Raw genomic sequence first — 19,247 nt, 5'->3', positions numbered from 1 at the left:
TTGCGCCCCGTTGTGGCCATGCCGCAACTTCCCGACGCCCTGCCCGCATTGAAGAAGGCGGGACAAGGAAGAGCCCCGCCCAAGAAAAAACCCGCCGTCGGCGGGTTTTTTCCGTTCGCACCGCCGCATCGGCGACGGGCGACTCCGTGGTTGGCAGCCCCGGATGGATTCGAACCACCGAATGCCTGAGTCAGAGTCAGGTGCCTTACCACTTGGCGACGGGGCTATGAAACGATTGTAACGCCGATGGATTAACGCTTCGAGAACTGCGTGGCGCGGCGTGCCTTGTGCAGGCCGACCTTCTTGCGCTCGACCTCGCGCGCGTCGCGGGTCATGAACCCGGCCTTGCGCAGCTCGATCTTCAGCGACTCGTCGTACTCCACCAGCGCGCGGGCGATGCCCAGGCGGATCGCACCGGCCTGGCCGGTGGTGCCGCCGCCGAGGGTGGTGACGGTGATGTCGAACTTGTCGGTGTTCTGGGTCAGTTCCAGCGGCTGGCGCACGATCATGCGCGCGGTCTCGCGGCCGAAGAACTCGTCCAGCGGGCGCTGGTTGACGGTAATGTTGCCGCTGCCCTTGCGCAGGAACACGCGGGCGACGGAGGATTTGCGGCGGCCAGTGCCGTAATTCTGCTGAATTGCCATGTTCAAATGTCCAGGATTTGCGGCTGCTGGGCCGTGTGCGGATGCTCGGCGCCCTTGTAGACCTTGAGCTTGCGATACATGGCCCGGCCGAGGGTGTTCTTCGGCAGCATGCCCTTGACCGCGATCTCGATGACGCGCTCCGGGTGGCGCTCCAGCGCCTGGCCCAGGGATTCGGTCTTGAGATTGCCGATGTAGCCGGTGAAGCGGTGGTATTTCTTGTCGGCCAGCTTGTTGCCGGTGACCGCCACCTTCTCCGCGTTGACCACGATGATGTAGTCGCCGGTGTCGACGTGCGGGGTGTAGACGGGCTTGTGCTTGCCGCGCAGACGGCGGGCGATCTCGCTGCTCAGACGGCCGAGCGTCTTGCCGGCGGCATCGACCACGTACCAGTCGCGCTGGACGGTCTCGGACTTGGCGGTGAAAGTCTTCATGACTGGATTCTGGTACTCGGTCGGTGATTCGTCGGGCTGATTCCGGCAGGCCTGCTGGCGGAATTTTGCCGCGCGATGTGAATTGGCGGAACGAAAGAGGCGAAATGATACAGGCGCCGCCCGCCGCCCGCAAGTCGGCCCCGGCCGGAAACCGACCAGAAACCGACCGGGCGCCGCCCGGCTGGCGGCGGGCGGCAGATGGCGGGAAAATGGCGGCGCTGCCTCCCGCCAGGACCGCCCAGCCGCAGCCCCACCCCACCCGGAGGCCCCCATGGACACCGCCCGCTCGCAGTCCCCGCTCGACCGTTTCCTCTTCCAGGCCCAGCACGCACTGGAGACCGTGTTCGGCAACCCGCCGGCCACGCGCCCCAATCCCGCCGGCGATACCGCCGAGGTCGAGCTCCGGCCCGACGAGCGCCGCCACGCCGCCGGCCTGATGCGGATCAACCATGTCGGCGAGATCTGCGCCCAGGCGCTGTACGTCGGCCAGGCGGCGGTGGCACGCGACCCGGCCACCCGCGCCCACCTCATGGAGGCCGCGCAGGAGGAGACCGACCACCTGGCCTGGTGCGCCGACCGCCTGCGCGAGCTCGACGACCGCCCCAGCCTGTTCAACCCGCTCTGGTACGCCGGCAGCTACGCGATCGGCGTCGCGGCCGGATTGCGCGGCGACGGCTGGAATCTCGGCTTCGTGGTCGAGACCGAACGCCAGGTCGAGGCGCACCTGGAGGACCACCTGCAGACCCTGCCCGAAGCCGACCTGCGCAGCCGCGAGATCCTGCGCAAGATGAAGGAGGACGAGGCGCGCCACGCCGACAACGCCGAGATGGCCGGCGCGCGCGTGCTGCCGCAGCCGATCCCGTCGGTCATGGCGCTGGCATCGAAAGTGATGAAGACGGTGGCTTACCGGATCTAGGGCGGGCCGTAGGCCCGCCCTAGATCCGGCGGGAATGGGGAATCGGGAATGGGGAATCGGAACGGCAGGAGCAAGAGCCAGTACCGGGCATCCAACTCCCGGCAGCCTCGATCGCGAACGTCCGCATTACCGGGCCGTTTGCTTGCAGGGCAACATCTGCTTTGCCGATTCCCTATTCCCGATTCCCCATTCCCGGAACCTCGTCAATCGACGAGGTTCCTGCCGTGGTACAGCTCCTCGATCTCGCGCTTGAGCCGCGCCTCGATCTTCATCCGTTCCTTGAACGACAGGTTGCGCGCCTTTTCCTCGAACAGGTACTGGTCGAGGTCGAAGTCCTTCAGGTGCATCTTGGTATGGAAGATGTTCTCCTGGTAGACGTTGACGTCGAGCATCTCGTAGCGCGACTTGATGTTCTTGGCCAGGTAGTCCTGGATCGAATTGATCTTGTGATCGATGTAGTGCTTCTTGCCCTTGATGTCGCGGGTGAAGCCGCGCACCCGGTAGTCCATCACCACGATGTCGGACTCCAGGCTCTCAATCAGGTAGTTCAGCGCCTTCAGCGGCGAGATCACCCCGCAGGTGGCCACGTCGATGTCCGCGCGGAAGGTCGCGATGCCGTTGTCGGGGTGCGTCTCCGGATAGGTGTGCACGGTGATGTGCGACTTGTCCATGTGCGCGACCACCGCGTCGGAGATCACGCCCTTGGCATCCTTCCGGTCGATCACCGGCTCCTCGGAAATCAGGATCGTGACCGACGCGCCCTGCGGATCGTAGTCCTGGCGCGCGATGTTGAGGATGTTGGCGCCGATGATCTCCGCCACGTCGGTGAGGATCTGGGTCAGGCGGTCGGCGTTGTAGGCCTCGTCGATGTACGCGATGTAGCGCTGCCGCTCGTCCTCGGACGCGGCATAGCAGACATCGTAGATGTTGAAGGACAGGGCCTTGGTGAGATTGTTGAAGCCCTGCAGCTTCAGGCGAGGCAGCGGTTTGACCACGATGGTCGTCCCCCGGTGGGTACAGGCGAAAACGTGAATTATGGGGCAAACGGTGTTGGCTTCGCGACAAAGGGTTTGCCCGATCGTCCGCAACCGCCTACTCTCGCATCTTCCCCCGATCTGTTCAGGTAATGAACCCGACCGCCGTGGCCCTGATCAATCCCTACCAGCACGCTTCGCATCCGCTCATGCCGTCACCGGCGACCATCGAGCGCTTCCTCGCCCACTGCCATCGGCGGCGCTACCCGCCGCGCACCGATGTCTTCCGTCCAGGCGATCCTGCCGGCACGCTCTATTACGTGGTCAGCGGCTCGGTCAGCATCATCGCCGAGGAGGACGACGGCCGCGAACTGGTGCTGGGTTACTTCGGCAGCGGCGAGTTCGTCGGCGAGATGGGGCTGTTCATCGAATCCGACAAGCGCGAGGTGATCCTGCGTACCCGCGTGCAGTGCGAGCTGGCCGAGATCAGCTACGAGCGGCTGCAGCAGCTGTTCGAAGGCACGCTGGTCAACGACGCCACGCAGGTCCTGTACGCGATCGGCGCGCAGCTCTCGCGCCGCCTGATCCACACCAGCCGCAAGGCCGGGCGCCTGGCGTTCCTCGACGTCACCGACCGCATCACCCGCACGCTGCACGACCTGACCCACGAGCCGGAGGCGATGAGCCACCCGCAGGGCACCCAGCTGCGGATCTCGCGCCAGGAGCTGGCGCGGCTGGTCGGCTGCTCGCGCGAGATGGCCGGGCGCGTCCTGAAGAAACTGCAGATCGACGGCAAGCTGCACGCCCGCGGCAAGACCATCGTCCTCTACGGAACCCGCTGACCATGCCCCGGTTCGACCTGGAGGCACTGCCGCAGGCCGACCTGCGCAGCGCCTCCCTGGTCGACGCCGACGACGTCGCTGCGCTGCTGACCGAGATGGGCTACCCGTGCGATCCGCAGGACGCGGCCGGGCGCATCCGCAGCATCGTCGACAACGACCGCCAGGCGCTGGTAGTGGCCCGCTTCGACGGCGTGGTCTGCGGGCTGCTGGCGCTGGATTTCATGTACTACCTGCCGCTGGATACGCTCACCTGCCGCATCACCGCACTCGTGGTGCGCAACGACTCACAGGGCCGCGGCCTCGGCCGCCAGCTGCTGCGCGAGGCCGAACGCCGGGCCCGCTTCGCCGGCGCCGCCCGCCTGGAAATCACCAGCGGCTCGCAGCGCACCGACGCGCACGCCTTCTACAGGGCCTGCGGCTACAGCGATGGCACGCTGCGCTTCATCAAGCGCCTGGGCGATGCCTGAGCCGGCCTCAGGAGAAGCCTTTTTGCCGCGGATTTGCGCGGACACACGCGGATCGGGAAAGCAGGCCGCGCGGCCGGGAGGCGAGTTCCCGGCTTTGCCGTATGCCTTTGAATCCGCGCGTGTCCGCGCAAATCCGCGGCCAATCGGCTCTCAGGCCTTGGTGACCGGATCCCCACCGCGGTCGGCGCAGCCCCAGTTGAGGATCGGCGTGCCCGGCGGCAGCACGCGCCGGAACATGTCGACGGCGCCGCGCTTGGGGTTGACCACCACCGGCGCGCGCGCGGCCTTCAGCAGCGGCAGGTCGGCACGGCTGTCGGAATAGGCGATGTCGACCGAGGCGTAGCCGGCCTTGGCCAGCATGCGCATCTTCTCTTCGGCATGGCAGTGGCGGGTGGCGGTCACCGCACCGAAGCGCGGGCCGACCGCGCTGCCGATCACCGGCACCTCCTCGTGGGCGACGAAGGCCAGGATCGCCCGCGCCAGTTCCGGCGGCGCCCCGGTGGCGATGACCACGCGGTCGCCGGCGCTGCGGTGCCGGTGCAGCACCGCCAGCGCGTGCGGCAGCAGGCGGGCGCGGATGCCGTCGCGGTCGTGCGCGACATAGCGGTCGATCAGCGCGTTCAGCGTGCGTGGCCGGTGCAGGCCGACGGTACCGATCCAGACGAAACCGGAGATGCCGTGGCGGCGCGTGGGCAGGAACGCGATCATCGGCCCGAGCACCGGCGCCGCCAGCAGCGCCAGCGCCGTGCGCCAGGCGCTGCGCCGGATCAGCCAGGCGAACAGGTGGCTGCCGGAATCGCCGTCGTAGAGGGTGTGGTCGAAATCGAACACGATCGTCGGCGCATCCGCCCGCGTTTCGGGGAAATTCCCGCTCATGCCGGGCGCACTCATGCCGGAAAGAACAGCTGCCGCAGCGCGGCGCCCGGGTCCGGCGCGCGCATGAAGGCCTCGCCGACCAGGAACGCCTCGACGCCGGCGCCGCGCAGCCTGGCCACGTCGGCGGCGGTGTGGATACCGCTCTCGGCCACCAGCCGGCGATCGTCCGGCACCGCCGTGCGCAGCGCCAGGGTGGTGTCGAGCGACACTTCGAAGGTGCGCAGGCTGCGGTTGTTGACGCCCAGCAGCGGTGCCCGGCCCGCGGCCGGCCCGATCCGGAGCGCGCGCTCCAGTTCGTCGCGGTCGTGCGCCTCGACCAGCACGTCCAGGCCCAGCTCCAGCGCCAGCCCGGCGAGGTCGGCCAGGCGCGCGTCCTCGAGCGCGGCGACGATCAGCAGGATGCAGTCGGCGCCGAGCACGCGCGCCTCGTACGCCTGGTACGGATCGATCGTGAAATCCTTGCGCAGCACCGGCAGCGCGCAGTGCTGGCGCGCGTTCACCAGGTATTCGTCGGCGCCCTGGAAGAAATCGGCATCGGTCAGCACCGACAGGCACGTCGCGCCGCCTTCCTCGTAGCTGCGCGCGATCTCGCCGGGGCGGAAATCCGCGCGGATCACGCCCTGCGACGGGCTGGCCTTCTTGACCTCGGCGATCACCGCCGGGTCGCCAGCGGCGATCCTGGCCTCGATGGCGCGGGCGAAGCCGCGCGGGGGCGGCGCATCGGCGGCACGCGCGGCCAGTTCGGCCAGCGGCCGCGCCGCCATGCGCTCGTCGACCTCCTCGCGCTTGCGGCGCAGGATCCGGTGGAGCACGTCGCTCATCGCGTCGCTCCATCTCCATCCTGCCCGGCGAGACCGCGGGTGGCGGCGACGAAGGCCTCCAGTTTCGCCCGCGCCGCGCCGGACGCCATCGCTTCCCGCGCGCGCTCGATGCCGGCGGCGATCGAGTCCGCGATGCCGGACACGTACAGCGCGGCCCCGGCGTTGAACGCTACGATCTCGCGCGGCAGGCCGTCCTGCCCGTCCAGGGCGGCCAGCAGCATCGCCTTCGAGCCGGCCGCATCGTTCACGCGCAGGTTGCGGCTGGCGGCCATGGCGATGCCGAAGTCCTCGGGATGCACTTCGTACTCGCGCACCTGGCCGTCGCGCAGCTCGCCCACCAGGGTCGCCGCGCCGAGCGAGATCTCGTCCATGCCGTCGCGGCCCCATACCACCAGCGCGCGCTCGGCGCCCAGTTCCTGCAGCACGCGCACCTGGATGCCGACCAGGTCGGGGTGGAACACGCCCATCAGGATCGCCGGCGCGTTGGCCGGGTTGGTCAGCGGTCCGAGGATGTTGAACAGCGTGCGCACGCCCATCTCGCGCCGCACCGGTGCCACCGCCTTCATCGCCGGATGGTGCACCGGCGCGAACATGAAGCCGATGCCGGTGGCGTCGATGCAGCGCGCCACCTGCTCCGGCTGCAGTTCGATGCTGGCGCCCAGCGCCTCCAGCACGTCGGCGCTGCCGGACTTGGACGACACGCTGCGGTTGCCGTGCTTGGCGACCTTGGCGCCGGCGGCCGCGGCCACGAACATGCTGGCGGTGGAGATGTTGAAACTGTGCGCGCCGTCGCCGCCGGTGCCGACGATGTCGACCAGGTGGCGGCGGTCGGCCACCTGCACCGGCCGCGCGAACTCGCGCATCACCGTGGCCGCGCCGGCGATCTCGCCGACCGTCTCCTTCTTCACCCGCAGCCCCGACAGGATCGCCGCGGTCATCAGCGGCGACACCTCGCCGCGCATGATCTGCCGCATCAGCCAGACCATCTCGTCATGGAAGATCTCGCGGTGCTCGATGGTGCGCTGCAGGGCTTCTTGCGGAGTGATGATGGACATGGGGAGTGCCGGAATCGGGAATCGGGAATCGGGAATCGGGAATCGGGAATCGGGAATCGGGAATCGGGAATCGGGAATCGGGAATCGGGAATCGGGAATCGGGAATCGGGAATCGGGAATCGGGAATCGGGAATCGGGAAGAGCATAGCCGCTTTGCCCGTCGTCCCAGCGCAAGCTGGGATCCATTTTGATCTTGTTGTTGCCTTCTTAGCCAAAGCCAAGCAAAGCAAAAATGGATCCCGGCTTCCGCTGGGACGGCGGTGCAGGCTACCGCGCGAGAAAATTCTTCAGCAGCGCATGCCCGTGCTCGGTCAGGATCGACTCCGGATGGAACTGCACGCCTTCCACCGGATGCTCGCGATGGCGCAGGCCCATGATCTCCTCGAAGTCGCCGCCCTCCAGCTCGGTCCAGGCGGTGACCTCCAGGCAGTCCGGCAGGCCGTCGCGCTCGACCACCAGCGAGTGGTAGCGGGTGGCTTCGTAGCCGTCGGGCAGCGCCGCGAACACGCCCTGCCCCCGGTGCCGCACGGGCGAGGTCTTGCCGTGCATGATCCGCTTGGCGCGGATCACGCGCCCGCCGTAGGCTTGGCCGATGGCCTGGTGGCCGAGGCAGACGCCGAGGATCGGCGTGGTCGACCCCAGGCGCTCGACCAGCTGCAGCGACACCCCGGCCTCGTTCGGCGTGCACGGCCCCGGCGAGATCACGATACGCTCGGGACGCAACCGCTCGATCTCTTCGACGCTCAACGCATCGTTGCGCTCCACCCGCACCTCGGCCCCGAGCGCCTGCAGGTACTGCACGAGGTTCCAGGTGAAGCTGTCGTAGTTGTCGATCATCAACAGCATGGTGGCGAGCGCAGGACGCGTGGGGAGGAAAAAAGGTGCGACAGCTTAGCAGCCGGTGACGGCCACGCGCCGCCACGGCCGATGCGCCCGCGTCGGTCCCGGCGCATTCCGGCAGCGGTTCGCGGCCGCCTGGCCTCCCAGCCGCCTTGTCAAAAAGCGACGCCCTCTATCGCTCTGGGCCGGCGGTGCACTCACCGTCCCGGTACAGCGCCCACTCCTCGCAGGTCCGGCCATTGGGCAGACGGCACATGCCATATTGCCCGCCGTCCGCATCGGTACGGATTTCCAGGCTGCCGCCCAGTGCTTCGCAGTGGACGGATGCGGGATTCGGCATGCCCGTCATGGGCGTGCGATCCCGGTCTTCGGGCATGCGGGCTTCACCCGCGTCCGCACCTGGTCGTGCGGAACATGCCGATGCGGTCAGGGCGACCAACGTCACCGCGAGAAAGGCGTTGTGCAACAGGCGCATGACAGCTCTCCATGATCGTTCGTACATCGTCGGTGGATCGGGAATGACGGCCGCGTGGAATCCCGAGGAAGTTCCTTCCGGCCGCACCGTCACAATCCCTTCGCCGCCTCGGCCACGGCGCGGAACAACGCGCGCCCCTTGCTCATCGTCTCCTCCCATTCCTTCTGCGGGTCGGAGTCGTGGACGATACCGGCGCCGGCCTGCACGTGCAGGCGGCCATCCTGGATGACGGCGGTGCGGATGGCGATGGCGGTGTCGGCGTCGCCGTTCCAGCCGAGGTAGCCGACCGCGCCCGAGTACACGTTGCGCTTGACCGGCTCCAGCTCGCGGATGATCTCCAGCGCGCGGATCTTGGGCGCGCCGCTGACGGTGCCGGCCGGGAAGGTCGCGCGCAGCACGTCGGCATAGCTCAGGCCGTCCTTCAGCCGCCCGGTCACTTCGCTGACGATGTGCATGACGTGGCTGTAGCGCTCGATGCCGAAGCGCTCTCCGACCTGCACCGTGCCGGCCCGGGCGACGTGGCCGACGTCGTTGCGACCGAGATCGATCAGCATCAGGTGTTCGGCGCGCTCCTTGGGGTCGGCCAGCAGCTCGGCCTCGAGCGCGGCATCCTCCTCCGCGTCCCTGCCCCGCGGGCGCGTGCCGGCGATCGGGCGCACGGTGACCAGGCCGCCCTGCCCCGCGCCGGGATGCTCCAGCCGCACCAGGATCTCCGGCGAGGAGCCGACCACCTGGGTACCGCCGACGTCGAGGAAGTACATGTACGGCGACGGGTTGAGCGCGCGCAGGGCCCGGTAGACGTCGACCGGGCGCGCGGTGAACGGCACCGACAGCCGCTGCGACAGCACCACCTGGAAGATGTCGCCGGCGCGGATGTACTCCTTCGACTTCTCGACCGCGGCGATGAAACCCTCGCGGGTGAAGCCGGAGACGAAGTCCGCCTCCTCCAGCGCCGCCGGCTGCAGCGTCTCGGGATACCCGGCACCGGCATGACGCAACCGGTGCGCGAGGGCGTCGAGGCGGCGATTGGCGCGTGCCCAGGCCTGCGGCCGGCGCGGGTCGGCATGCACGATCAGGTACAGCCGTCCCTTGAGGTTGTCGAAGACCGCCACCTCTTCCGACTGCATCAGCAGGATGTCGGGCGTGCCGAGCTCGTCCGGCTTGTCGCCGTCGGCCAGGCGGTCCTCGATGTAGCCGATGCACTCAAAGCCGAACCAGCCGACCAGGCCGCCGGCGAAGCCCGGCAGGCCGTCCAGCACCGGCACCGAATGCTCGGTGCGCAGGCGCTCGACCTCGGCGAACGGATCGTCGATCGCGCGCGTCTCCACCACCTCGCCGTGTTCGCAGACCTCCAGCGTGCGGCCGCGGAACGCGTATACGCGCGCGGCAGGCAGGCCGATGATGGAATAGCGGCCGAAGCGTTCGCCGCCCTCGACCGATTCGAACAGGTAGGTATGCGGGCCGTCGGCGAGCTTGAGATAGACCGACAGCGGCGTGTCGAGGTCCGACAGCACCTCGCGCACCACCGGGATGCGGGTATGGCCGTCAGCGGCGTACTGCTGGAACTGCGATTGCGTGATCACGCGGCGTGTCCTCGGAAGGCGAAGGGGCGGGGGCGGCGGCGCTTCGCCACCATCGCCAGGCCCTGGCCTTGGGAGAACGTCGGAACGGGGGGATGTCCATGGCCGCTACTTTAGCCGGTCGCGCGAAGTTCCGCCGCCGGGCGATGCGCTTTGGACTGGCGCGGAAACGGCGGCGAGGCGATCAGCGCGTTGCGGACAGCAGCGCACAGTCCGGCGGCAGGTGCATCCGCAGGCGCGCGTGCACGCAGTCGATGCGGAAGCGGCGCGCCTGGATCGGCTCGCCGTCGAGGTTGAGGACGAGCGGCTCCGGCGCGTCGATCTCCACCCAGGGCAGCCGCGCGCGCACCGCCACCTGTTCGAGCGCCGCCTCGCGACCCGCGCTGACCACGGTGCCGAGGGTGGCAGCCACCCCGCCCTCCAGTTCCGGCACCACGGTCAGGTCGAGCAGGCCGTCGTCGACCAGCGCATCCGGGCACAGCACCTGGCCCCCGCCCGCCTGGCGGCCGTTGCCGATGCCGAGCGCGATGAAGCCGCCCTGCCAGGAGAAGTCCGGCCCGGCGATGCGCGCCTGCAACGGCTCGATCCGGCCGACCTTGGCAATGCCGGTGACCAGATAGGCCAGGCCGCCGAGCATCTTCTTCAGCCCCTCGTCGGTCTCGACGGTGATGCGCGTGCCGAAACCGCCGCTGGCCAGGTTGGCGCACCAGTGCACCGCACCGTCGGCCTCCAGCCCGAGCAGATCGAACGGCCGCGGCGGCTGCGCCCGCACCAGCTCGAACGCGGCCAACGGTTCGGCCGGGATCCCGGCCGATGCGGCGAAATCGTTGGCGGTGCCGAGCGGTACCAGCGCCAGCGCCGGCAGCGCCTCGGCGGCTTCGTCGCGCCGCGCGAGCGCGCCGGCGACATCGCTCAGGGTGCCGTCGCCGCCGCCTGCGATCACCGTGTCCACGCCATCGGCGATCGCCTCGGCGAGATAGCGCCCGGCGTCGCCGGGCTCCCAGGTCACGCGCACCTCCAGGGCGATGCCGCGATCGCGCATCGCATGGACGGCTTCGCGCAGCGGTTCGTCTTCGGCGGACTTGCCGTTGAGGATCAGGCGCCAGTGCCGGGACGGCATGGGTCGGACTCGGCTTGGGGGAGCCGCAGGCTAGCAGCGTCCGGGCGACGCGCGCCGTGAATGTCATGCGGACGTCATCATCGACGTGGAGCATGGGAGTCCATCGCAGGGACGACGGACGGAGGCGGGATTGCCTCCAGCGGCAGCGCCGGGGGGCTTCCCACCGGCGCTGTTTTTTTTTCAGCCGCCCGCGACGATCGCCCGGCGCATGCGCGCGATGACGTCGGCGTAGTCCGAATGGCCGAAGATCGCCGAGCCGGCGACGAAGGTGTCGGCGCCGGCGGCGGCGATCGCGCCGATGTTGTCCGGCTTCACCCCGCCGTCGATCTCCAGGCGGACGGCGCGGCCGCTGGCGTCGATGCGCTCGCGCACGGTGCGCAGCTTGTCCAGCGCCGACGGAATGAACGCCTGCCCGCCGAAGCCCGGGTTGACCGACATCACCAGCACCAGGTCCAGGTCCTCGAGCACGTAGTCGAGCACGTCCACCGGCGTGGCAGGGTTCAGCACCAGCCCGGCCCGGCAGCCTTCGCCCTTGATCAGCTGGATGGTGCGGTGCACGTGGCGGCTGGCCTCGGGGTGGAAGCTGATCAGGCTGGCACCGGCCCGGGCGAAGTCCGGCACGATGCGGTCCACCGGCTCGATCATCAGGTGGACGTCGATCGGGGCGGTGACCCCGTGCTTGCGCAGCGCCTCGCAGACCAGCGGGCCGATGGTGAGGTTGGGCACGTAGTGGTTGTCCATCACGTCGAAGTGCACCCAATCGGCGCCGGCGGCGAGCACGGCGTCGACTTCCTCGCCAAGACGGGCGAAATCGGCGGAGAGGATCGACGGGGCGATGACGGCTGGTTGCATGAGGGAGCTCGGCTCTGGAGCGATGGGGGGTAGGGCTGAGGAACGAAAGATAAGGAACGAGAAACGAGTCGGGGCAGTTCTCAGCTCTAGTTCCTCGTTTCTCGTTCCTCGTTCCTCGTTTCTCGTTACCCGTTTCTCATCTTCGGCGCAGCGCCTTGATCCGGTCGTAGGCGCCGTTGATCTCCTGGGCCTTCTTTTCCGCCTGCGCGCGCAACTCGGGCGCGGCGCCGGACAACCGGTCCGGGTGGTGCTGCGCCATCAGCCGCCGATAGGCCTGGTCGATCTCGGCCTGGCTGGCGTCGTCGCTGACGCCGAGCACGCGATAGGGCGCCGCGCGCCGCGGGAACAGCCAGTCGGCATCGAAGGCATGGCCGATCAGCAGGCCGATCAGTCCGCCCGCCGGGTGGCGCATCAGCAGCCAGCCGGCGATGAAGCCGAGCAGTTTTCCGTACCAGCGTCTCATCGCCGCTAGTGTAGTGGCACCCGCCTGCGGCGGCGAGACGCGGCGGCGGCGGACGGGCGCCCGCGGACCCGGCCGGACATGCACCTCGGCGGCAACCGCACTACACTGCCCAGCCCGATTCCGTCTGGGTACTGCCTTGGCCACGACCCTGCTCGATGCCGACCTGCCTGGCCTGGCCCTGCGCCACCGCGGCAAGGTGCGCGACGTGTTCGATCTCGGAGACGAGCCGCTGCCGCCGGGCGCGCGCGGCCACGCCGGTTCCGAGTCCACCGGCGGCCATCTGCTCATCGTCGCCACCGATCGCATTTCGGCCTTCGACGTGGTGCTGCCCGATCCGATCCCGGGCAAGGGCGAGATGCTGTGCCGGATCAGCAATTTCTGGTTCGGCAAGACCGCGCATCTGATGCCCAACCACCTGACCGGCATCGACGTCGCCTCGGTGCTGCCGGCCGGCGTCGATCCGGCGCCGTACGCGCAGCGGTCGATGGTGGCGAAGAAGCTGCGCCCGGTGCCGGTGGAGGCGATCGCCCGCGGCTACCTGATCGGCAGCGGCTGGAAGGACTACCAGCGCACCGGCTGCGTCAGCGGCATCCGCCTGCCCGACGGCCTGCGCCAGGCCGAGCAACTGGCCGAGCCGGTCTTCACTCCATCGACCAAGGCGGCGGTCGGCGAGCACGACGAGAACATCGACTTCGACACCGCCGTGCGCCGGATCGGCGCCGACCTGGCCGAGCAGATCCGCGACGCCACCCTGCGCCTGTACCGGTTCGCCGCCGCCTACGCCGCCGAGCGCGGCATCCTGCTGGCCGACACCAAGTTCGAGTTCGGCACCGACGCCGACGGCCGCCTGTACGTGATGGACGAGATGCTCACGCCGGACTCCTCGCGCTACTGGCCGGCGGACGAATACCAGGTCGGCAGCAGCCCGCCGAGCTACGACAAGCAGATCGTGCGCGACTGGCTGGAAACGCAGGACTGGGACAAGACCGCGCCGGGCCCGCACCTGCCGCCGGAAGTGATCGAGCGCACCCGCGCCCGCTACGCCGAGGCGCTGCGGCGGTTGGCGGACATCGAGATCGACTGAACCAACCAGGCGCGGCATCGCGCGCATGGCGCGCTCCTACGGATGAACAGCCGGCGGCGGCTGCGGAGAGGTGCACCGCAGCGCTGCGTCTCGACGCCGGCGCACCGGCGGTCGCGATATGCTCTGCGAGCGGGATTGCCGCTGCCGGCAACCAACCTGGAGGCCACCATGACCGCGACCGCAGAGCACACCGGACGCCCGATCGACCGCTGGTTCGCCAGCTACTCGGGCGATCACCGGAACGACACCAACCAGATCATCCACGTGTTCGCGGTGCCGGCGATCCTGTGGAGCGTGATCGCGCTGCTGTGGTGCATCCCGTCCACCGGCGCGTTCTTCCGCCCCGGCATCTGGGCCGGCGTGGCGATGTTCGCCTCGTGGCTGTTCTATTACCGCTCCTCGCGCTCGCTCGGGCTCGGCATGCTGGTCGTCTACCTGCTGTTGGGCGCGCTGACGTGGTGGCTGTACCAGGTGCTCGGCACGCGCGGACTGCTGGTACTGGCGATCGCGGTGTTCGTGGTCGCCTGGATCGCGCAGTTCATCGGCCACAAGATCGAAGGAAAGAAGCCGAGTTTCCTCACCGACCTGGTGTACCTGCTGATCGGCCCGGCGTGGGTGCTGTCCAAGCTCTATCGCAGGCTGGGCTGGCGCTGGTGAGGGCGTGAACGCCGGCGCGCGTGGACTCGGCGGGCGCGACTTCACACTGGTCCTGCTGATCTGCCTGTTCTGGGCGGTCAATCTCCTGACCTCCGCCTACGCGCTGCGGGAGATTCCGCCGTTCCTGTTCACCGGCGTGCGCATGGCGTTCCTGGCCGCATTGCTGGTGTGGTTCGTCAAGCCGCCGCCGCGCGCGCAGTGGCCGCTGTTGGCGGCGGTGGCGCTGGTCAACGGCGTGCTGCATTTCGGCACAAGCTTCCTGGCGCTGCACATGGCCGGCAACCTGTCGTCCCCGGCGATCGTGATGCAGAGCTACGTGCCGATGGCGGCGCTGCTGGCGTGGTGGCTGCTCGGCGAACGCTTCGCCTGGCGCACCGGCTTCGCGATCGCGCTGAGTTTCGGCGGCGTGCTGGTGCTGGGATTCGATCCGATGGTGCTGGCGGTACCGGCGGCGCTCGCGGTGATGCTGGTGTCGTCGCTGCTGCTGGCGCTCGGGACGGTGCTCATGCGCAAGTTGCGCGGCATCGACATGATCAGCCAGCAGGGCTGGACCGCGATCATCGGCCTGCTGCCGCTGCTGGCGATCAGCGCAGTGTTCGAACCCGGCAGCTTCGCCCAACTGCGCGCGGCCAGCTGGATCGGCTGGGGCGGCGCGCTGTATTCAGCGGTGTTCGCATCGCTGCTCGGCCATGGCGTGTTCTACCTGCTGGTGCAGCGGCATCCCGTGGCGCAGGTCACGCCTTACCTGCTGATCACGCCGGTGATCGCGGTGGCGCTGGGGATCGTGTTCTGGGGCGACCGGCCCGGCCCCGCGATGTGGATCGGCGGCGCAATGGTGCTGGGCGGGGTGCTGGTGATCGCGCTGCGCACGTTGCGCAAGGCACGCACGCCGGTGAACGACGCCAGTCCGGCGGCCTGAACCGAACGCACCGTAGAGCGGAGCTTGCACCGCTACACTGGCTCCGGAGCCGAGATCCGTAGAGCCGAGCTTGCTCGGCTACGCAGGCTCCGGAGCCCGGAGCAGCGGAGCAAGCTCCGCTCTACGGGCCGGCGACGAACATCTCGGCACGCGGCGCGAACGGGCGCGGCGCGTAGCCCAGGTCGCGCCGTGCCGGGGCGGCATCGAACACCAGGTCCTCGCGCATGCGCGCGACCGCGCCGGGAGGCAGCCCGCGCAGGCGTCCGCCGGCGTGCGCGGCCGACAGCGCAAGCCGGAACAGCGGCGACGGCAATTCCAGCAGCCGCGGCGGCGGCGTCAGTGCCGCCAGGGTGCGCGCGACCATGTCACGGTACGGCAGGGTTTCACCGCCCGGCAGGGCATAGCCGCGGCCCACGCTGGCGGGCTGATCGAACGCGGCCAGCGCGGCGGCCGCCAGATCGTCGACGTGCACCGGCTGGCGCAGCCCGCGGGCGCCGCGCGGCAGCAGGAAGAATCCGGTGCGCGCGGCGAGTGCGACGATGCGGGACAGGTTGCAGTCGCGGCCGGCGCCGTAGATCAGCGTCGGCCGCAGCAGCGTGGCCCGCGTGCCGCGCGCGGCGGCGACCTCGAAGATCCGCGCCTCCGCCTCGCGCAGACGCTGCGCCAGCGCGCGCTCGTCGGGATCGGCGGCGGCGTGCTTGGTTTCCATGCTGGTCGAACCGAACGCGATCACGCGCGGGCAGTCGATGCGCGCCTGCGCATGCCAAAGCGAGAACAGGTCCAGCGGGCCGCAGCTGAAGACTGCGTCGCAGGCGCCCGGCAGCGCCGGCAGCGCCGCGAACTCGCCGCACAGCCAACGCAGGCCGGCGCCGTCGGCGGGCGGCTTGCGCGAAAGCGCGACGACCTCCCAGCCCGATGCGCGCAGCCGCCCGACCAATGCCGCGCCGATCTGGCCGCTGCCGCCGAACACCAGGGCGTGCCGCACCGAGCTCATGACGCGGAACGCGCCGGGCACGGGCGCAAAGCATGCCGGGACATGGCGGGCCGGACTGACATGACGCAAGCATAGGCGATGCGGCGGGCCGGGAATCGGGAATCGGGAATCGGGAATCGGGAATCGGGAATCGGGAATCGGGAATCGGGAATCGGAAGAGCCTAGCGCTCTGACTCGTCATCCCAGCGCAAGCTGGGATCCATTTGCGGCGGCGCTGCTGCTCAAGGCAACCGCAAGATCAAAAGAGATCCCAGCTTGCGCTGGGATGACGGGCAAGAGCAGTCATGCTCTTCCGACTCCCCATTCCCCATTCCCGCTTTCCGGCGAGGGCCGAACCGGCGGCGCGAAGCCGCCTGCTAGAATCGCCTTCCTCTGCGCGTCCCCACGGCGCAGCCGACGCCCAGAAAGGAGACCGATGCTCGAACTCTTGCTGGCCCTGCCCTTCGTGCTGGCACTGGTGGTCGCGGTCCTGCGCGATGTGCCGCGCGCGGCGACCGCATGGCTGGCCGCATCGGCGCCGCTGCTCGGGCTGGCGATCCTGGCGTGGCTGACTCCGGCGGTGATGGCGGGCGAGATCCCGCAGGTCAGCTACGACTGGATCCCGCAGGCGGGCCTGCTGTTCGACCTGCGCCTGGACGGGCTCGCATGGATGTTCGCCGGGCTGATACTCGGGATAGGCGTGCTGATCGTCATGTACGCGCGCTACTACCTCAGCAGCGCCGACTGTGCGCCGCGCTTCTTCGCCTACCTGTTGCTGTTCATGGGCGCGATGCTGGGCATGGTGCTGGCCGGCAACCTGCTGCTGCTGGTGGTGTTCTGGGAGCTGACCTCGATCAGCTCGTTCCTGCTGATCGGCTACTGGACCCAGCGCAAGGACGCCCGCGAGGGCGCGCGCATGGCGTTGGCGATCACCGGCGGCGGCGGGCTGGCGCTGCTCGGCGGCGTGCTGCTGCTGGGGCAGATCACCGGCAGCTTCCAGCTCGACGTGGTACTGGCCTCGGGCGATGCGATCCGCGCCCATCCGCTGTACGCGCCGATGCTCGGCCTGGTGCTGCTCGGCATCTTCAGCAAGAGCGCGCAGTTCCCGCTGCACTTCTGGCTGCCGCACGCGATGGCGGCGCCGACGCCGGTCTCGGCGTACCTGCATTCAGCGACCATGGTCAAGGCCGGCGTGTTCCTGCTGGCGCGGCTGCATCCGGCGCTGGCCGGCACCGACCTGTTCTTCTACACCGTCAGCGGCGTCGGCGCGGCAACCTTGCTGGTCGGTGCCTGGAACGCGATCTTCCAGCACGACCTCAAGGGCCTGCTGGCCTACTCCACCATCTCGCACCTGGGCCTGATCACGCTGCTGTTCGGGCTGTCGACGCCGATGGCGGTGGTCGCCGGCGTGTTCCACATCCTCAACCACGCGGTGTTCAAGGCGTCGCTGTTCATGGCCGCCGGCATCATCGACCACGAGGCCGGCACCCGCGACATGCGACGCCTCGGCGGTCTGCGCAGGCTGATGCCGTTCACCAGCGCGCTGGCGATCATCGCCTCGCTGGCGATGGCCGGCATCCCGCTGCTCAACGGCTTCCTGTCGAAGGAAATGTTCTTCGCCGAGGCGCTCGAGATCAGCGGCCACGACGCGATGCGCCTGGGGCTGTCGCTCGTGGCGTTCCTGGCCGGCGTGTTCGGCGTCGCCTACAGCCTGCGCTTCGTGCACGACACCTTCTTCGGCGACGGGCCGCGCGCGGTCGACCGCGAGATCCACGAGCCGCCGCGCTGGATGAAGATCCCGGTGGATATCCTGGTGGTGATCTGCCTGGCGGTGGGCATCGTGCCGGCATGGACGGTCGCGCCGGTGCTGGCGACCGCGGCGCGCGGCGTGCTCGGCGACGCGCTGCCCGCGTACAGCCTGTCGGTCTGGCACGGGTTCAACCTGCCGCTGCTGATGAGCATCGGCAGCATGGTGTTCGGCGTGGCGCTGTACTTCGGCTTGCGCCGGCTGTTCAACCTCCACGCGATCATCCGGCGCTCGCTTGGACACCGGCTGTTCCGGATCAACGTCAAGGCGCTGCTGATGCTGGCCTGGCGCTTCACCTCCGCCATCGCCAACGGCAGCCTGCAGCGTTACCTGCTGTTGATGGTGCTGGCGACACTGGTGCTGGCGGCGGCGCCGTTCGCGGCCGGGCTCCTGTCCGGAACCCCCGGCGCAACGCCGCTGCAGGGCGGCGGCGGCCAGCCGATGCCGGCGCTCGGGTGGCTGCTGTGGCTGGTGATGGTGGTGGCGGCGATCGCGACCGTGGCGTTGCACCGGCAGCGCCTGCTGGCACTGATCATGATCGGCACGGTCGGCCTGGCGGTGAGCCTGGTGTTCGTGTTCCTGTCGGCGCCGGACCTGGCGTTGACGCAGCTGCTGGTGGAGGTGGCGACCATCGCGCTGATGCTGCTGGCGCTGAACTACCTGCCCAAGGCATCGCCGCGCGGGCGCTCGACGCTGCGGCGCTGGCGCGACACCGCGATCGCCGCGGCGGCCGGGCTCGGCGTCACGGCGCTGGTGTACGCGGTGATCACCCGCCCCACGCAGACCATCGCCGGCGAGCTGCTGGCGCGTTCGCTGCCGGAGGCCTGGGGCAGCAACGTGGTCAACGTGATCCTGGTCGATTTCCGCGGCTTCGATACGCTGGGCGAGATCACCGTGTTCGGCATCGCCGGCCTGGTGGTGCACGCGCTGCTGCGGCGCACGCGGCTGACGGCGGACGAGGTGATCCCCGGCGATCCGATCGCACTGCCGATGCCGGCGCAGCTCAGCCACCTGTTGTTCCCGCTGGCGCTGGCGGTGTCGGTGTACCTGTTCCTGCGCGGCCACAACCAGCCCGGCGGCGGCTTCATCGCCGGCCTGGTATTGGCGATCCCGCTGCTGCTGCAGTACGTGATCCAGGGCTCGGCGTACGTGCAGCAACGACTGGGGTTCGACTACGCGCGCTGCATCGGCATCGGCCTGCTGGCGGCGGTGGGCACCGGCGTCGCGTCGATGCTGTTCGACGCGCCGTTCCTCACCAGCGGCCATGCCGACCCGCACCTGCCGCTGATCGGCGAAGTGCCGCTGGCCAGCGCGCTGGGCTTCGACGCCGGCGTGTACCTGGTGGTGTTCGGCGGCGCGATGCTGATCCTGTCGATGATGGGCGCGGTGAAGTCCAAGGATGCCCCGCCGGCGCAGGGGAACGCAGCCTGATGACGTACCTACCGGACAAC

20 protein-coding genes and 1 tRNA gene are annotated in these 19,247 nt (G+C 69.3%); 7 read left to right on the top strand and 14 right to left on the bottom strand.

Annotation, left to right across the window (positions count from 1 at the left end; all coding sequences use genetic code 11):
• Positions 1-151: 151 nt before the first annotated feature.
• From AB5T46_RS09525 to rplM, 3 genes are all read right to left on the bottom strand, one after another.
• Positions 152-226: transfer RNA gene (locus tag AB5T46_RS09525), tRNA-Gln, on the bottom strand.
• A 25-nt stretch (positions 227-251) separates the two neighbouring features.
• Positions 252-644 (bottom strand): 30S ribosomal protein S9, encoded by a 393-nt coding sequence (gene rpsI, locus AB5T46_RS09520; protein ID WP_149194728.1) that lies wholly within the window; start codon positions 642-644, stop codon positions 252-254.
• Between the two features lie 2 nt (positions 645-646).
• Entirely contained in the window at positions 647-1,075 is a 429-nt protein-coding gene (gene rplM, locus AB5T46_RS09515; RefSeq protein ID WP_149194727.1) for a 50S ribosomal protein L13, read from the bottom strand.
• 271 nt (positions 1,076-1,346) lie between these two features.
• On the opposite strand from rplM, the gene coq7 reads away from it, so the two are divergent.
• Positions 1,347-1,991 carry a 2-polyprenyl-3-methyl-6-methoxy-1,4-benzoquinone monooxygenase gene (gene coq7 / locus AB5T46_RS09510; RefSeq protein WP_370563666.1) on the top strand — a complete coding sequence of 215 codons (645 nt, stop codon included), beginning with the start codon at positions 1,347-1,349 and terminating at the stop codon, positions 1,989-1,991.
• A gap of 203 nt (positions 1,992-2,194) precedes the next feature.
• Here coq7 and speD read toward each other — a convergent pair whose 3' ends face one another.
• Entirely contained in the window at positions 2,195-2,986 is a 792-nt protein-coding gene (gene speD / locus AB5T46_RS09505) for an adenosylmethionine decarboxylase (RefSeq protein WP_370563665.1), read from the bottom strand.
• Between the two features lie 188 nt (positions 2,987-3,174).
• Here speD and crp point away from each other — a divergent pair, with 188 nt between their 5' ends.
• Both crp and AB5T46_RS09495 read left to right on the top strand, forming a co-directional pair.
• Positions 3,175-3,807 (top strand): cAMP-activated global transcriptional regulator CRP, encoded by a 633-nt coding sequence (crp, locus tag AB5T46_RS09500; RefSeq protein ID WP_370563736.1) that lies wholly within the window; start codon positions 3,175-3,177, stop codon positions 3,805-3,807.
• A gap of 2 nt (positions 3,808-3,809) precedes the next feature.
• Positions 3,810-4,274: a GNAT family N-acetyltransferase gene (locus AB5T46_RS09495; RefSeq protein WP_370563664.1), complete on the top strand. Its 465-nt coding sequence runs from the start codon at positions 3,810-3,812 to the stop codon at positions 4,272-4,274.
• Positions 4,275-4,424: 150 nt separating this feature from the next.
• Here the strand turns inward: AB5T46_RS09495 and AB5T46_RS09490 are convergent, their stop codons facing one another.
• The 9 genes from AB5T46_RS09490 to AB5T46_RS09450 all read right to left on the bottom strand — a co-directional run bounded on the left by AB5T46_RS09490 (position 4,425) and on the right by AB5T46_RS09450 (position 12,356).
• A complete protein-coding gene (locus AB5T46_RS09490) occupies positions 4,425-5,150 on the bottom strand; it encodes a haloacid dehalogenase-like hydrolase (RefSeq protein ID WP_370563663.1) in 726 nt (241 codons plus the stop codon).
• A gap of 11 nt (positions 5,151-5,161) precedes the next feature.
• Entirely contained in the window at positions 5,162-5,971 is an 810-nt protein-coding gene (gene trpC, locus AB5T46_RS09485; protein WP_370563662.1) for an indole-3-glycerol phosphate synthase TrpC, read from the bottom strand.
• Positions 5,968-7,026: an anthranilate phosphoribosyltransferase gene (trpD, locus tag AB5T46_RS09480; protein WP_370563661.1), complete on the bottom strand. Its 1,059-nt coding sequence runs from the start codon at positions 7,024-7,026 to the stop codon at positions 5,968-5,970. Before trpD ends, trpC begins: the two co-directional genes overlap by 4 nt.
• A gap of 267 nt (positions 7,027-7,293) precedes the next feature.
• Positions 7,294-7,872 (bottom strand): anthranilate synthase component II, encoded by a 579-nt coding sequence (locus AB5T46_RS09475; RefSeq protein WP_370563660.1) that lies wholly within the window; start codon positions 7,870-7,872, stop codon positions 7,294-7,296.
• A gap of 166 nt (positions 7,873-8,038) precedes the next feature.
• Positions 8,039-8,341: a putative hemolysin gene (locus AB5T46_RS09470; protein WP_370563659.1), complete on the bottom strand. Its 303-nt coding sequence runs from the start codon at positions 8,339-8,341 to the stop codon at positions 8,039-8,041.
• 89 nt (positions 8,342-8,430) lie between these two features.
• Positions 8,431-9,924 (bottom strand): anthranilate synthase component I, encoded by a 1,494-nt coding sequence (gene trpE / locus AB5T46_RS09465; protein ID WP_370563658.1) that lies wholly within the window; start codon positions 9,922-9,924, stop codon positions 8,431-8,433.
• Positions 9,925-10,105: 181 nt separating this feature from the next.
• Entirely contained in the window at positions 10,106-11,041 is a 936-nt protein-coding gene (gene yegS, locus AB5T46_RS09460; RefSeq protein ID WP_370563657.1) for a lipid kinase YegS, read from the bottom strand.
• A gap of 180 nt (positions 11,042-11,221) precedes the next feature.
• Positions 11,222-11,893: a ribulose-phosphate 3-epimerase gene (gene rpe / locus AB5T46_RS09455; protein WP_370563656.1), complete on the bottom strand. Its 672-nt coding sequence runs from the start codon at positions 11,891-11,893 to the stop codon at positions 11,222-11,224.
• 136 nt (positions 11,894-12,029) lie between these two features.
• Positions 12,030-12,356: a J domain-containing protein gene (locus AB5T46_RS09450; RefSeq protein WP_370563655.1), complete on the bottom strand. Its 327-nt coding sequence runs from the start codon at positions 12,354-12,356 to the stop codon at positions 12,030-12,032.
• A gap of 136 nt (positions 12,357-12,492) precedes the next feature.
• Here AB5T46_RS09450 and AB5T46_RS09445 point away from each other — a divergent pair, with 136 nt between their 5' ends.
• The 3 genes from AB5T46_RS09445 to AB5T46_RS09435 all read left to right on the top strand — a co-directional run bounded on the left by AB5T46_RS09445 (position 12,493) and on the right by AB5T46_RS09435 (position 15,016).
• Positions 12,493-13,440, top strand: a complete 948-nt coding sequence (locus tag AB5T46_RS09445) for a phosphoribosylaminoimidazolesuccinocarboxamide synthase (protein ID WP_370563654.1) — start codon at positions 12,493-12,495, stop codon at positions 13,438-13,440.
• A 168-nt stretch (positions 13,441-13,608) separates the two neighbouring features.
• Positions 13,609-14,097, top strand: a complete 489-nt coding sequence (locus AB5T46_RS09440) for an Mpo1 family 2-hydroxy fatty acid dioxygenase (protein ID WP_370563653.1) — start codon at positions 13,609-13,611, stop codon at positions 14,095-14,097.
• 4 nt (positions 14,098-14,101) lie between these two features.
• Positions 14,102-15,016, top strand: a complete 915-nt coding sequence (locus AB5T46_RS09435) for a DMT family transporter (protein WP_370563652.1) — start codon at positions 14,102-14,104, stop codon at positions 15,014-15,016.
• A 121-nt stretch (positions 15,017-15,137) separates the two neighbouring features.
• Here AB5T46_RS09435 and AB5T46_RS09430 read toward each other — a convergent pair whose 3' ends face one another.
• Positions 15,138-16,010 (bottom strand): NAD-dependent epimerase/dehydratase family protein, encoded by an 873-nt coding sequence (locus tag AB5T46_RS09430; protein ID WP_370563651.1) that lies wholly within the window; start codon positions 16,008-16,010, stop codon positions 15,138-15,140.
• Positions 16,011-16,425: 415 nt separating this feature from the next.
• Between AB5T46_RS09430 and AB5T46_RS09425 the strand changes: the two genes are divergently transcribed.
• A complete protein-coding gene (locus AB5T46_RS09425; RefSeq protein WP_370563650.1) occupies positions 16,426-19,227 on the top strand; it encodes a monovalent cation/H+ antiporter subunit A in 2,802 nt (933 codons plus the stop codon).
• The last annotated feature ends 20 nt before the right edge of the window (positions 19,228-19,247 follow it).

This window comes from Luteimonas salinilitoris (assembly GCF_041300785.1).
GTDB lineage: Bacteria > Pseudomonadota > Gammaproteobacteria > Xanthomonadales > Xanthomonadaceae > Luteimonas > Luteimonas salinilitoris.
The sequence above is the reverse complement of the archived record's forward strand: the minus strand, read 5'-3'. Positions and strand labels throughout refer to the sequence as shown.

What these genes read in the sequence shown, in the direction of transcription:
- AB5T46_RS09450 (WP_370563655.1), bottom strand. Translation starts at nt 12,356, where the DNA reads ATGAGACGCTGGTACGGAAAACTGCTCGGCTTCATCGCCGGCTGGCTG.
- trpD (WP_370563661.1), bottom strand. Translation starts at nt 7,026, where the DNA reads ATGTCCATCATCACTCCGCAAGAAGCCCTGCAGCGCACCATCGAGCAC.
- AB5T46_RS09425 (WP_370563650.1), top strand. Translation starts at nt 16,426, where the DNA reads ATGCTCGAACTCTTGCTGGCCCTGCCCTTCGTGCTGGCACTGGTGGTC.
- rpsI (WP_149194728.1), bottom strand. Translation starts at nt 644, where the DNA reads ATGGCAATTCAGCAGAATTACGGCACTGGCCGCCGCAAATCCTCCGTC.
- AB5T46_RS09430 (WP_370563651.1), bottom strand. Translation starts at nt 16,010, where the DNA reads ATGAGCTCGGTGCGGCACGCCCTGGTGTTCGGCGGCAGCGGCCAGATC.
- trpC (WP_370563662.1), bottom strand. Translation starts at nt 5,971, where the DNA reads ATGAGCGACGTGCTCCACCGGATCCTGCGCCGCAAGCGCGAGGAGGTC.
- coq7 (WP_370563666.1), top strand. Translation starts at nt 1,347, where the DNA reads ATGGACACCGCCCGCTCGCAGTCCCCGCTCGACCGTTTCCTCTTCCAG.
- yegS (WP_370563657.1), bottom strand. Translation starts at nt 11,041, where the DNA reads ATGCCGTCCCGGCACTGGCGCCTGATCCTCAACGGCAAGTCCGCCGAA.
- crp (WP_370563736.1), top strand. Translation starts at nt 3,175, where the DNA reads ATGCCGTCACCGGCGACCATCGAGCGCTTCCTCGCCCACTGCCATCGG.
- AB5T46_RS09490 (WP_370563663.1), bottom strand. Translation starts at nt 5,150, where the DNA reads ATGAGCGGGAATTTCCCCGAAACGCGGGCGGATGCGCCGACGATCGTG.
- AB5T46_RS09470 (WP_370563659.1), bottom strand. Translation starts at nt 8,341, where the DNA reads ATGCGCCTGTTGCACAACGCCTTTCTCGCGGTGACGTTGGTCGCCCTG.
- AB5T46_RS09475 (WP_370563660.1), bottom strand. Translation starts at nt 7,872, where the DNA reads ATGCTGTTGATGATCGACAACTACGACAGCTTCACCTGGAACCTCGTG.
- rpe (WP_370563656.1), bottom strand. Translation starts at nt 11,893, where the DNA reads ATGCAACCAGCCGTCATCGCCCCGTCGATCCTCTCCGCCGATTTCGCC.
- rplM (WP_149194727.1), bottom strand. Translation starts at nt 1,075, where the DNA reads ATGAAGACTTTCACCGCCAAGTCCGAGACCGTCCAGCGCGACTGGTAC.
- AB5T46_RS09495 (WP_370563664.1), top strand. Translation starts at nt 3,810, where the DNA reads ATGCCCCGGTTCGACCTGGAGGCACTGCCGCAGGCCGACCTGCGCAGC.
- AB5T46_RS09440 (WP_370563653.1), top strand. Translation starts at nt 13,609, where the DNA reads ATGACCGCGACCGCAGAGCACACCGGACGCCCGATCGACCGCTGGTTC.